The sequence below is a fragment of the Kitasatospora sp. MAP12-44 genome (assembly GCF_029892095.1).
Taxonomy (GTDB): Bacteria; Actinomycetota; Actinomycetes; order Streptomycetales; family Streptomycetaceae; genus Kitasatospora.
In genome coordinates this window covers 3,694,976-3,706,853 of record NZ_JARZAE010000004.1, presented here as the reverse complement: position 1 = coordinate 3,706,853, position 11,878 = coordinate 3,694,976, and the positions used below count along the sequence as shown (strand labels likewise).

General features: G+C 73.8%; 11 protein-coding genes and 1 pseudogene. 7 read left to right on the top strand and 5 right to left on the bottom strand.

Annotated features, from left to right (window positions below):
- Nucleotides 1-33 precede the first annotated feature (33 nt).
- Both P3T34_RS17250 and P3T34_RS17245 read left to right on the top strand, forming a co-directional pair.
- Nucleotides 34-1,446: a DUF1254 domain-containing protein gene (locus P3T34_RS17250; protein ID WP_280666914.1), complete on the top strand. Its 1,413-nt coding sequence runs from the start codon at nt 34-36 to the stop codon at nt 1,444-1,446.
- Between the two features lie 9 nt (nt 1,447-1,455).
- A complete protein-coding gene (locus tag P3T34_RS17245; protein ID WP_280666913.1) occupies nt 1,456-2,817 on the top strand; it encodes a DUF1254 domain-containing protein in 1,362 nt (453 codons plus the stop codon).
- A gap of 76 nt (nt 2,818-2,893) precedes the next feature.
- Here the strand turns inward: P3T34_RS17245 and P3T34_RS17240 are convergent, their stop codons facing one another.
- Nucleotides 2,894-4,711 carry a sigma-70 family RNA polymerase sigma factor gene (locus P3T34_RS17240; RefSeq protein ID WP_280666912.1) on the bottom strand — a complete coding sequence of 606 codons (1,818 nt, stop codon included), beginning with the start codon at nt 4,709-4,711 and terminating at the stop codon, nt 2,894-2,896.
- Nucleotides 4,712-4,848: 137 nt separating this feature from the next.
- Here P3T34_RS17240 and radA point away from each other — a divergent pair, with 137 nt between their 5' ends.
- Together radA and disA are read left to right on the top strand one after the other, a co-directional pair.
- Nucleotides 4,849-6,354 (top strand): DNA repair protein RadA, encoded by a 1,506-nt coding sequence (radA, locus tag P3T34_RS17235; RefSeq protein ID WP_280666911.1) that lies wholly within the window; start codon nt 4,849-4,851, stop codon nt 6,352-6,354.
- A 128-nt stretch (nt 6,355-6,482) separates the two neighbouring features.
- Nucleotides 6,483-7,589 (top strand): DNA integrity scanning diadenylate cyclase DisA, encoded by a 1,107-nt coding sequence (gene disA, locus P3T34_RS17230; protein WP_280666910.1) that lies wholly within the window; start codon nt 6,483-6,485, stop codon nt 7,587-7,589.
- Here disA and P3T34_RS17225 read toward each other — a convergent pair.
- The gene (locus tag P3T34_RS17225; RefSeq protein WP_280666909.1) at nt 7,586-7,789 is read right to left on the bottom strand and encodes an ATP-binding protein; all 204 of its coding nucleotides are present in this window, start codon (nt 7,787-7,789) and stop codon (nt 7,586-7,588) included. The genes disA and P3T34_RS17225 overlap by 4 nt on opposite strands.
- A 53-nt stretch (nt 7,790-7,842) precedes the next feature.
- On the opposite strand from P3T34_RS17225, the gene P3T34_RS17220 reads away from it, so the two are divergent.
- Complete coding sequence (locus P3T34_RS17220; RefSeq protein ID WP_348534755.1) at nt 7,843-8,115, top strand: Scr1 family TA system antitoxin-like transcriptional regulator; 273 nt, start codon at nt 7,843-7,845, stop codon at nt 8,113-8,115.
- 80 nt (nt 8,116-8,195) lie between these two features.
- Nucleotides 8,196-8,431, top strand: a pseudogene (locus tag P3T34_RS17215) (DUF397 domain-containing protein).
- Between the two features lie 117 nt (nt 8,432-8,548).
- Here P3T34_RS17215 and P3T34_RS17210 read toward each other — a convergent pair.
- From P3T34_RS17210 to P3T34_RS17200, 3 genes are all read right to left on the bottom strand, one after another.
- Nucleotides 8,549-9,346: a hypothetical protein gene (locus tag P3T34_RS17210; RefSeq protein WP_280666908.1), complete on the bottom strand. Its 798-nt coding sequence runs from the start codon at nt 9,344-9,346 to the stop codon at nt 8,549-8,551.
- Nucleotides 9,347-9,417: 71 nt separating this feature from the next.
- On the bottom strand, nt 9,418-9,891 hold the full coding sequence (locus P3T34_RS17205) for a hypothetical protein (protein ID WP_280666906.1): 474 nt from the start codon (nt 9,889-9,891) through the stop codon (nt 9,418-9,420).
- Nucleotides 9,892-9,928: 37 nt separating this feature from the next.
- Entirely contained in the window at nt 9,929-10,789 is an 861-nt protein-coding gene (locus P3T34_RS17200) for a hypothetical protein (protein WP_280666905.1), read from the bottom strand.
- Between the two features lie 189 nt (nt 10,790-10,978).
- On the opposite strand from P3T34_RS17200, the gene P3T34_RS17195 reads away from it, so the two are divergent.
- Nucleotides 10,979-11,872: an A/G-specific adenine glycosylase gene (locus P3T34_RS17195; protein ID WP_280666904.1), complete on the top strand. Its 894-nt coding sequence runs from the start codon at nt 10,979-10,981 to the stop codon at nt 11,870-11,872.
- Nucleotides 11,873-11,878: the final 6 nt, after the last annotated feature.

The following is an 11,878-nucleotide window of genomic DNA, read 5'->3' as shown; positions in this document are numbered from 1 at the left end:
GGGCAGGCGAGAGCGACAGGTGGGAGCGAGCGGATGGCTGGCGGCACACCGGCGGACCCGGCAGGGAGCGGTCTCAGCGCGGCCGGCTGGACCCCGACCGGGCTGCCGCCGGCCGAACTCACCCCGCCCGACCCGCAGACCGCCCGCCGGACGGCCGCCGAGGGCTGGATCTGGGGCCTCCCGTTGGTGGAGAACTACCGCACGATGTACCCGCAGGCCGTCGATGACGCGGATCCCCGCTACGTCGGCGGCTTCGGCGTCTTCCGGCACCACCCGCAGCCGTTCACCCCGGCCGACACCGACGTGGTCACGCCCAACAACGACACCCCGTACTCCTGGGCCTGGCTGGACCTGCGCGCCGAGCCCTGGGTGGTCGAGGTCCCGGCAACCGACCGCTACTACGTGCTGCCCTTCCACGACCTGGACACCTGCTACGTGGGCTTCGTCGGCACCCGCAGCACCGGCCCGCAGGCCGGGCGCTACCTGGTCACCGGCCCGGCGCAGGCCGTCGCCCACCCCGCCGAGCACGGCGTCCCCGCGGGCTTCGACGGCGTGCTGCGCGCGGACAGCCACCTGGTCGGGATCCTCGGACGCAGCTATCTGGCCGGCCCTGAGGACGTCTCCGGCCTGCGCGCGCTGCAGGAGCAGTTCCGCCTCCGGCCGCTCAGCGCCCACCTCGGCGCCGCGCCCCCGCCGCCGGCCGCCGACCCGGTCTGGCCGCTCTGGCGCGAGGAGGCCCGTGAGAGCGTCGAGTTCTTCGCCTTCCTGGACTTCCTGCTCGGCTTCTTCCCGGTGCTGCCGGCCGACGCCGACCTGCGCCACCGGCTGGCCGAACTGGGCATCGGCTCCGGCGACTTCGAGCCGGCCGCGCTGCCCGCCGCGGTCCGCGCCGCGGTCCGCCAGGGCATCGCGGACGGCCGCGCCCGGCTGGAGCGGGAGGCCGCCGAGCGGGTGGACTCCACCGGCTGCTTCGGCACCCGGGAGCAGCTCGGCGGCGACTACCTGGCCCGGGCGTTCGGCGCGCGGCACGGCCTGTACGGGCTGCCCGCCGAGGAGGCCTGGTACGGCGGCTGGGTCGAGGACAGCGCGGGCAACCGCCGGCTCGACGCGCACCTGCAGGACTACCGGCTGCGCTTCCCGCCAGGGCGGCTGCCACCGGCCCGGTTCTTCTGGTCGGTGACCATGTACCAGCTCCCCGAGCGCCTGCTGGTGGCCAACCCGATCGGCCGCTACTCGATCGGCGACCGCACGCCCGGCCTGGTGTACGACGCGGACGGCGGCCTGACCCTGTCCGTGTGCCACCAGCAGCCCACCGACCCGGCCCGGGCGGCCAACTGGCTGCCCGCGCCGGACGGCCCGTTCAGCGTGGTCATCCGGGTCTACGGGCCGGACACCGCCGTCACGGACGGCAGTTGGACCCTGCCGCCGCTCACCCCGCTCAGCTAAGGACCCCGGATGCCCAGCCACGACCACGTCGCCCTGTCCGCCCTCGCCGCCGACGCGTACGTCTACGGCTTCCCGCAGGTCGCCGACCTCACCGCGGTCGAGCGCCTGCTGCACGAGGGCCTGGGCGCCGTCCCGCCGGTGCGTCTGAACGGCTTCGGCCACGCCGACCGGCTGGCAGGTCCGGAGACCGACTTCGTGTCGGTCAACAACGACACCCTCTACTCGGTCGCCCCGCTGGACCTCTCCGAGGGCCCGCAGCTGCTGCGGGTGCCGGACACCGCCGGGGCCTACTACGTGCTGCAGTTCGTCGACGCCTGGACCAACAGCTTCTGCTACCTCGGCCGCCGCGCCTTCGGCACCGGTGAGCAGACCTGGCTGGTCGTCCCGCCCGGCTGGCACGGCACACCGCCCGACGGGGTGCGGGTGATCAGCGCGCCCACCACGGTCGCCACCATCGTCGGCCGCTTCGCCTGCGACGGTCCGGCGGACCTGCCCCGGGTGGCCGCTCTGCAGCAGCACCTGACGCTCACCGCGTTGGAGCCGGGCGGGCTGCCCGCCGGGCTGCCGAAACCCGATCCGGCCGTCCCCGAGGAGCTGCGCTTCTTCGAGCGGCTGCGGCTCTGGATGGCCGCCTTCCCGCCCGCCGCGCCGGACGTCGAGTACCAGCAGCGGTTCGCGCCGCTCGGCCTGCTCGACGCGGGGGCCTCGCCGTACCTCGCGGCCGACCCCGGCTGGGCGGCGGTGCTCGCGCACGGCCTGGAGACCGGCCGCGAGCGGATCGAGGCCGCGACCAGGGCGCCGGAGCCGGCCGATGACCGCCCGGTCGGCGAGTGGCAGACCAACCTGCACCTCTTCGACTACAACCTCGACTTCCAGGGCCCGGGCACCGTGGACGACCCGCAGTGGCGGATCCCGGACCGCCGCGCCGCCTACCTCACCCGCGCGGTCGCCGCCCGCAGCGGGCTCTGGGGCAACCACGCGTACGAGGCGGTCTACGCCGGCTGCTACGACGACGCCGAGGGCCGGCCGCTGACCGGCGCGCACGCGTACACCCTGCGGTTCGACAGCCCGCCGCCGGTGGACGCCTTCTGGTCGGTCACCATGTACGCGCTGCCGGACTACCGCCTGGTCGCCAACCCGATCGACCGCTACTCGATCGGCGACCGCACGCCCGGCCTGGTGCACGGCGACGACGGCTCGCTCACCCTGCACCTGCGGCACGAGCGGCCCACCGACCCGGCCGAGGCGGCCAACTGGCTGCCCACCCCGCAGGGCGGCTTCCGCCCGCTGATCCGGCTCTACCAGCCGCAGCCGGCGGTCCTTCAGGGCTCGTACCGCCTGCCGCCGATCGAGAGCGTCGGGGGACTCTGACTTTTCTCATCCCCCGGGCGCAACGTCGCGGGTCTTAAAGGAGTCGATACGGGGGAGTTCTGGTGTGGCGGCCGCGTCAGCGTGCGGGCGCGGCGGAGGAGACGGGGGTGGTGGGCGTGGCGGACGGTGCGTTCGACGGAGCGGTCGGGCCGGTGCTCGGTGAGCTGCTCGGTGCGGGGGGCGGGCTGGAGGACGGCCCGGACGTGGGTGCGGCGCTCGGGCTGGCGCTGCTGCTCGGGGCGCTGCTCGCGCTGCTGCCCGAGGTGGGCGCGACCGAGGGGGTGCTGCTGGCGCTGCCGCTGGGGTTCGCGCTGGCGCTGGGCGCCGGCCCGGATGAGGGCGAGGAGCTCGGTGAGGGCGTGCCGCCGCGCTGCTCCGAACCGCCCTCCAGGGTGACCACGGCCTCGGACGGCGGCAGCGCGATCTGGGCGGTCCAGTGATCCTGCGGGGCGCGGGTGTCGTCGACCGTGACGGTCACGGTGATCCGCTGGCCGGGGGCCAGGCTGCCGGAGTCGCGGCTCAGGCGTAGCCAGTCACAGGTGGTGACGGCCTGCCAGTCGATCGTGGTGGCGCCGGTGTTGGTCAGGGTGAGTACGGTCCGGGCGCCGTAAGGGCTGGCCTCGACGGTCAGCCAGCCCCCGGCGGGGGAGGCGGGCGGCAGCGGGGGAGCGGGCTGGGCGGTCAGCTGCGGGCTGCCGAGCGGGACGGCGTCGCCAGCCGGGACGGGGATCGCGACCCCCTGAACCGCTGGCAGCAACGTTTCTGCAGTCGCCGGTCTCAGCACCGCCGGCGCGAGGTTGCCGCCGGGCTGACCGCCGGCCACCGGCGCGGCGGTCGGCGGCCCGCCCAGGTCGGGCAGGGGGGCGGCGACCAGCGGGGTGCCGTCGCGGTCCCCGGCGCCGCCGTCCACCCGCACCGCCGATACGGCGGCCGTGTCCGTCCCGCCGCCGTCCCGGTGGGCGACCCAGAGGGCGACCAGCGGGGCCGACAGCACTGCGGCGAGCACGCCGGTGGTCAGCGCGCGCTGGCGGACCAGGACGGTCCGCCCGTGCAGATCCCCGCCGGCCCGATGGCGCTCCAGGTACCCGGGCTGCCGGTGGCGGGGGAAGCCGCGCTGGTCGAAGTGGACCGGTTGGGCCTCGGGCGCGGCGGGCCCGTCCTCGCCGGGCGCCCGGACCAACCCGAGCCCGGAGCGGCCGGCCGGCCCCGCGGCCGGCTCCCCGGCCACCCGCTCGGCCGTCCCGCGGCAGGTCGGGCACTCCAGCACATGCCGCACCAGCTCGCGGCGCAGCGCCGGGCTGAGCACCCAGGCCCGCCAGTGGTCGGCGCCCGGGCCGCCGAGCCGGGCCAGCTCGGGGCAGTTGCCGACGCCCAGCACCGCCAGCGCGCTCCTGGTCCGGTCGACCTCGGCGCCGCCGTCCGCCAGCAGCGCCTGGGTCGCCTCGATGCCGAGGCCGAGCACGGCCGCGATCTCCAGCGGGGTCAGCCGGTGGCGGACCGACAGCTCCAGCGCCTCGCGCTGCTCGGCCGTCGTGCCCGCCGCCTCCGGCCAGGCCAGCGAGGCCAGCTCGTCCTTGCGCCGACCGGCCTCGCCGGGGGTGGGGCGCACCGGCACCGCGCCGTCGGCCCGCTCGGCCAGCCGTCGCATGCAGGCGTAGCGCGCCAGCGAGTACAGCCAGGCCCGCAGCAGGCCGGGGGCGGCCAGCCGTGATCCGTTGCGCAGCGCCAGCTCGCGGGTCTCGCGTAGCGCTGCCAGTGCCGCGTCGTGCTCGCAGAGCACCGAGAGGCAGTAGGTGAACAGGCCGTCCGCCAGGCGTCCGTACGCGGGCAGTACGGTCGCGGCGACCTGGTCGGCGACCTGCTGTTCCAGCGGGTTGTGGGTTGGGGGTTTCACAGCTTCGACGGTAGAGAGCGGCGCCGGGCCGACCCCGCGGATCCCCGTTCTTGTACTTCTTTCGGGTAACAACACAGCCCATGGACTGACAAAGCGCCGGTGCCGCGTTGTCGGACCCACCCGCTACGGTGGGCCGCATGGCAGCCCGTACCGTGAAGACCACCGCCAAGCCCCGTCCGGCCTACCGCTGCACGGAGTGCGGCAACCAGCTGCCCAAATGGGTCGGCCGCTGTCCGGAGTGCAACGCCTGGGGCACGGTGGAGGAGTACGGCGCCGTCCCGATCCGGACCACCGCGGCCGGGCCGGTCAGCGCTCCCGCCCGGCCGATCGGCCAGGTCGACGGCCAGGTGGCCACCGCCCGCACCACCGGCGTCAGCGAGTTGGACCGGGTGCTCGGCGGCGGCCTGGTCCCCGGCGCGGTGGTGCTGCTCGCGGGCGAGCCGGGCGTCGGCAAGTCCACCCTGCTGCTGGACGTCGCCGCCAAGGCCGCCACCGCCCAGCACCGCACCCTCTACGTCACCGGTGAGGAGTCGGCCGGTCAGGTCCGGCTGCGCGCCGACCGGATCAACGCGCTCTCCGACCACCTCTATCTGGCCGCCGAGTCGGATCTCGGCGCGGTGCTCGGCCATGTCGACCAGGTCAACCCCGGGCTGCTGATCCTGGACTCGGTGCAGACCATCGCCTCCGCCGAGCTGGACGGCGCGCCCGGCGGGCCGGCCCAGGTCCGCGAGGTGGCCAGCGCGCTGATCCGGGCCTCCAAGGACCGCGGCATGGCGACCCTGCTGGTCGGCCATGTCACCAAGGACGGCTCGATCGCCGGCCCGCGCCTGCTGGAGCACCTGGTGGACGTGGTGCTGAGTTTCGAGGGCGACCGGCACGCCCGGCTGCGGATCATCCGCGGCATCAAGAACCGCTACGGCGCGACGGACGAGGTCGGCTGCTTCGAGTTGCACGACGAGGGCATCGCCGGGCTCGCCGACCCGTCCGGCCTCTTCCTGACCCGCCGTGACAAGGCCGTCCCCGGTACCTGCCTGACGGTCACCCTGGAGGGCCGCCGCCCGCTGGTCGCCGAGGTGCAGGCGCTGATGGTGGATTCGCAGATCCCCTCCCCGCGCCGCACCACCTCCGGCCTGGAGTCGCCGCGGATCGCGATGATCCTGGCGGTCGTCGAGCGGCACGGCGGCGTCAAGCTCGGCAAGCAGGACATCTACACCGCCACCGTGGGCGGGGTGAAGCTCTCCGAGCCCTCCGCCGACCTGGCCATCGCGCTGGCCGTGGCGAGTTCCTCCTCCGACACCCCGCTGCCCAACAACCTGGTGGCGATCGGTGAGGTGGGCCTGGCGGGCGAGGTCCGCCGGGTGACGGGTGTGCAGCGCCGGCTGGCCGAGGCGCACCGGCTCGGCTTCACCCACGCGCTGGTCCCGCCGGATCCGGGCAAGGTGCCGCGCGGCATGAAGGTGGTCGAGGTGGCGGACATCGGCGAGGCGCTGCAGGCCATCCCGGGCCGCCGCCGGGCCGCCGCCAAACCGCGCGAGGCGGCGCGCAAGCCCGCCGCCGTCCCCGCTCCGGCGCCTGCTCCGGCCGCCTATCCGGAGGAGCTGATGGCGGGGTGGGAGCCGGTCGACTCCGACGAACTGGCCTGACCGAGGCCCCGGCGCTGCGCCCGCACCGTAGACTTTGGCTGTCCAGCACCATTTTCGGGCAGCAGCGATCGAGGGACCGGGGCCACGGGCCACCGCGGCGAGCGGACCGGACCGGCCGGAGGAGTCACGTGGCAGCGAGCGACCGGGTGGAGAAGTCCCCCCGTGAGGAGGCCCTGCTCCGGGCCTCCCTCCAAGCCATCGCGCCCGGGACGCCCCTGCGGGACGGCCTGGAGCGGGTGCTGCGCGCCAACACCGGCGGCCTGATCGTCGTCGGCTTCGACAAGACCGTCGAGTCGGTCTGCACCGGCGGTTTCGTGCTGGACGTCGAGTTCACCGCGACCCGGCTGCGCGAGCTGTGCAAGCTGGACGGCGCGGTGGTGCTCGACAAGGACATCACCAAGATCGTCCGAGCCGGCGTGCACCTGATGCCGGACGCCTCGATTCCCACCGACGAGACCGGCACCCGCCACCGCACCGCCGAACGGGTGAACAAGCAGACCGGCTTCCCGGTCGTCGCGGTCTCGCACTCGATGCGGCTGATCGCGATGTACGTCAACGGCTCGCGCCGCGTCCTGGAGGACTCCACCACCGTCCTCTCCCGCGCCAACCAGGCACTGGCGACGCTGGAGCGCTACAAGCTGCGCCTGGACGAGGTGGCCGGCACGCTCTCCGCCCTGGAGATCGAGGACCTGGTCACCGTCCGGGACGTCACCGCCGTCGCCCAGCGCCTGGAGATGGTCCGGCTGATCGCCGCCGAGATCGCCGGCTACGTCCTGGAGCTCGGCACCGACGGCCGGCTGCTCTCGCTCCAGCTGGACGAGCTGATCGCGGGCGTCGAACCCGAGCGCGAACTGGTCGCCCGCGACTACTTCCCCGAGCGCGCCGCCAAGCGCGGCCGCACGGTCCCCGAGGTCCTGGCCGACCTCGAAGCCCTCACCCACGCCGAGCTGCTGGACCTCCAGACGGTGGCCAAGGCGATCGGCTACTCCGGCAGCCCCGAGTCGCTGGACTCCGCGGTCTCCCCGCGCGGCTACCGCCTGCTGGCCAAGATCCCGCGCCTGCCCAACACGGTGATGGAGCGCCTGGTCGAGCACTTCGGCGGCCTGCAGAAGCTCCTCGCCGCCAGCATCGACGACCTCCAGACCGTCGAGGGAGTGGGCGAGACCCGCGCCCGTTCGGTCCGCGAGGGCCTGTCCCGCCTTGCTGAATCGTCCATCCTGGAGCGCTACGTCTAACCCGTCGGGGCGATCACCGCCCAGACGCACTTGCCGATCCCCGCGCGCCCGCACACCCCCCACGCCTCGGACAGCAGCTCCACCAGCAGCAACCCCCGGCCGGATTCCTCCAGTTCGCCTCCCGGCCGGGCCGACGGGCACCCCTCGCCCGCATCATGCACCTCGACTCTGAGCTGCCCGCCGACCAGTCGGAAGCCCACCCAGAGCAGTCGGCCTCACCGAACCGTTCGCCACCCGATACGGCAGCGAGCAGCTGCCGCAGCAGGGCCGGAACCGGCTCTGCGCGATCGAGGGCGAGGCCGCCCTGCGCCTTCAGGTCGGTGGTCCGGACGTGATGCGCAAGCAGCTCGACCAGCTGGAGGAGGAAGCCCAGCGCCCCGGCGTGCGTGCTCTTCGGATTCCCCAACCCGGCCTTCTCCGACGTGGTTTGCGTCGAGCACCGGACCGGGACGCTGTATATGGAGGACCCCCAGGAGACGGCGGAATATGCGCTGATCTTCGATCAGTCTTCGCAGCATCGCGTTGAGTCCGGCGGACAGCCTCGACCTGATCGCTCGGATCCGTCGCGATCTGTAGCAGCCAGGAAAACTGAGAGGTAGTCGACTGATGGACACCCCGGAGCTTGAGTACGCGGCGTGGCGCAAGAGCAGCTACAGCGGCCAGGGCGGCAACTGCGTCGCGGCCAGGGCGGCGACTGCGTCGAGGTGGCGGACGGCTTCACCGGCGTGCTGCCCGTGCGCGACTCCAAGGACCCGCAGGGCCCCGCCCTGGTCTTCCCCGCCGCCGCCTGGCACTACTTCGTGGCCGGCATCCGCGCCGGGGAGTTCCCCACCGACTGCTGATCACTCAGCGCAGCCTGCCCCGCATCGGGTTCACCCGGCGCGAGGCAGGGCCGCGAACTGGTTCCAGTCCTCCGCTTCGACGCCGATGCAATGTCTGACCATGTATGGCCGTGGCGATCACTGCCGATCGGTGGGCGGCTTCGCGAGGGTGTGTTCTGTCCATCTCCCGAGTTCCTCCGCGTGGTTGCCCGCCGCCGTTGCCCGGGCGACGGCGGCGGCCTGCTCCGGCGTGGGCTTGCCGTTGCGGGAGAGCAGGGCCAGCGGCCAGGCCGGGGTGCTGGGTTGCCCATCGTCGAAGGGGTGCCATGCCCAAGCCGCGTCGAACCGCCAGGCACGCCCATCCCGGTCGGTGACTTCATCTCCTGGTTCGAGGAAGGCGTAGGGGCGAAAGAGAAGTTCGAGGCGCATGGGCTCGCCGCCCGCCGGGTCGAACGTGAATGCCTGCTCCTCAAGGTCCGGATCATGGCTCTCGCCCTGCGGCAGGACCTCGACGTAGCACGCGGGCCGAGGCAGCATGCCGGTCACCAGCGGCGGATCGAAGTGATGGACCGCCACGACGTGCACCTGCGTCGGAGGGATCCCCACCAGGCAGGCATCACCCGTCTTCAGTGCGCCCGCTGTCGGCTCCGATCGGAAGTACAACGTCTCCCACCCGTGGCTCGCAGCCGTCGGGAGCGCGAAGTCACCGTCCCAGCGGAAGCCTTTTGCCAGCGGGTCCATCTCCCGCCACGGCCAGCGAACATGGGCGAAGCCGCGGGTGACTCCGGTGACTGTGGTCTCGGAGAAGGGACACTCCAGCACCAGCACATCACCCGGCCGGATGCGGACGCGACCGCCGTCCGCATCGCGCCGGTCGGCCTCGGGGGCATCTGTCGGCCTATCCACCACGTCCTCCTTGAAGTTCGGAGCGATCATCACAGACAGGAGGGGCGCCATCGTCCTCGGGGTCTGGCCGGTCAAGACAAGATGGCTGGTCGGGGGCCCGTCTATGGCCAGCTGACGCCGGCGTCCCGCACGGTGAGGGGGTTGGGCTGGTCCGACTCGTAGAAGCGGATCCAGCCCAGCTCGACGGAGCCGTCGAGGCGTTCATGGTGCTGGACCGTCTTGGTTGCCAGCCAGCTGAGCAGCTCGCCCAGCCGGTCGAAATCATCCGGGTGGGCCTCCTGGCGAGCGGTCAGGGCCCAGCCCCCGTGCCGACTCTCCTCGCGCCGAAGCAGAACGGAGGTGAGTGCTCCGGCGACCTTCCGGGCTTCGCCGTGCTGTCCCAGGAGCGGCGCGGGGTCGTCCTCTGTGACCAGTTCGCCGAGATCGTTCCCCACTACGAACGGGAACGCGCGGACGATGCTCAGGCTGTCCGGCCTCGGTGCCAGGCCGAGGTGCCAGCGCAGCTCGGCGAGTTCGGCGTCGGAGAGGTCGTCGCGCAGGTCAACGGCGAGGGAGAGTTCGTAGATGTCGGCCACAGCGAACGACCGTAGCGGCGGCGGCTGACAATCGGGCTCAGGGGTCCAGGCGGGTGGAGGTGCGGGCGGGGACGGGGCCGCCGGGCGGGCCGGTGAGTTCGGCCTGGACGAGGTAGTTGCCGGCGGGGGCCGGGGTCGTGTCCGTGGGGGTGGGGCACTGGGGCTTGCTGCGGGTGCGGTCCCAGATGAACGTCTCGGTGAGGGCGGTGGCCGGGGTGATCTGCACCCAGCGGCCCTGCTTGTCCGTGACGCAGTCGGCGGAGGACCAGATCCGCTCCCCGCTGGCCGAGTTGACGGTGATCGCGGCGGCGGCCTGGCTCAGGTCGACGCGGCAGGGGGAGCCGGAGGCATTGCGGACCTTGAGCTCGAAGGTCGGCTTGTCCTTGGCCTGGTAGGCGTTCTGGGTGCCGGCCAGCTCCAGGGTGAGCTGGGAGGCGGTGCAGACGGGCAGAGCCATCACGTCGCTGGTGTTGACCGGCGGAGCGCCGCCCGCACTGCCACCGCCGCTGCCTCCCGAGGAGCTGCTGTCGCCGCCGGTGCTGCCGCTGCCCGTGGTGTCCGTACCCGTACCGCCGGTCGTGCCGCCGGACCCGCCGGACGCACCGGCAGCCGTCCCGCCCGCCGTCCCGCCTGCCGCTCCGCCGGAGGTGCCGCCGGTGCCGCCCGGGTGGCTGGTGATGGCCGGGCCGGTCGGGGTGGCGCCGGGGGTGATCGAGGTGGGCACCGAGGGCGCCGGCGCGGGGTGCGCGGTGGCGGCCGGTTTGCCGCCGCCGCCCTGACCGGTCGTCAACCACAAAACCAGCAGCGCCGCCACCGCCACGGCGGCGAGCACGACAAGCCGCCGCCGCCAGTAGATCGAAGCTGGCAGCGGTCCGACGGGCTGACGCAGAGAAGGCACGATCAAACTCTACGAGAGTCGGAGCACCGCCAGACGCAACAACACCATCCTCGGGCAGCTTCTTTCACATCATCCGCCATTTGCTCCGTACGAGGGAGCGGCGGGGGAGCGGCGTGGGAGCGGCGCGGGAGTGCGGTCGGTCATAGGCCTCGCCCGTTCGGCGGGCGACTGTGCGAGGATCGAGGTGCTATGCCGACCACCACGCGTACCCCCGCCCCGCTCCTGCACACCATCGTCCTCGACTGGTACCGGGAGAACGCCCGCGACCTGCCGTGGCGCACCCCGCAGGCGTCGCCCTGGGCGGTGATGGTGAGTGAGTTCATGCTCCAGCAGACCCCGGTGAAGCGGGTGCTGCCCGCCTACGCGGCCTGGCTGGAGCGCTGGCCGACGCCGGCCGCGCTGGCCGCCGACGCACCGGGTGAGGCGGTCCGGATGTGGGGCCGGCTGGGCTACCCGCGCCGGGCGCTGCGCCTGCACGCCGCCGCGGTCGCGATCACCGAGCGGCACGGCGGCGAGGTCCCGGACGACCACGCCGCGCTGCTGGCGCTGCCCGGCGTCGGCGAGTACACCGCCGCCGCCGTGGCCTCCTTCGCCTTCCGCCGCCGCCACGCGGTGCTGGACACCAATGTGCGCCGGGTCTTCGCGCGCGCGGTCACCGGCGTCGAGTACCCGGCCCAGGCGACCACCGCCGCCGAGCGCCGTACCGCCGTCGAGCTGCTGCCGGACGCGGCGGCCACGGCGGCCGAGTGGGCGGTGGGCGTGATGGAGCTGGGCGCGCTGGTCTGCACCGCGCGCGGCCCGGAGTGCGGCGGCTGCCCGCTGCGCGCGCACTGCGCCTGGCAGCAGGCCGGCTGCCCGCCGTACGAGGGCCCGGCGCGCCGGGGGCAGACGTACGAGGGCACGGACCGCCAGGTGCGCGGCAAGCTGCTCGCCGTGCTGCGCGAGGCGCACGGCGAGGTCGAGCAGCACCGCCTGGACGCCGTCTGGCCCGAGCCGATCCAGCGCGCCCGCGCCCTGGACGGCCTGGTGGTGGACGGCCTGGTGGAGCCAGTCGCCCCTGGGGTCTACCGCCTCCCGCAGTAGCCGCGA

Coding starts and splice junctions, on each gene's coding strand:
- P3T34_RS17250 (WP_280666914.1), top strand. CDS start 34: ATGGCTGGCGGCACACCGGCGGACCCGGCAGGGAGCGGTCTCAGCGCG.
- P3T34_RS17210 (WP_280666908.1), bottom strand. CDS start 9,346: ATGATCGCTCCGAACTTCAAGGAGGACGTGGTGGATAGGCCGACAGAT.
- P3T34_RS17245 (WP_280666913.1), top strand. CDS start 1,456: ATGCCCAGCCACGACCACGTCGCCCTGTCCGCCCTCGCCGCCGACGCG.
- radA (WP_280666911.1), top strand. CDS start 4,849: ATGGCAGCCCGTACCGTGAAGACCACCGCCAAGCCCCGTCCGGCCTAC.
- P3T34_RS17195 (WP_280666904.1), top strand. CDS start 10,979: ATGCCGACCACCACGCGTACCCCCGCCCCGCTCCTGCACACCATCGTC.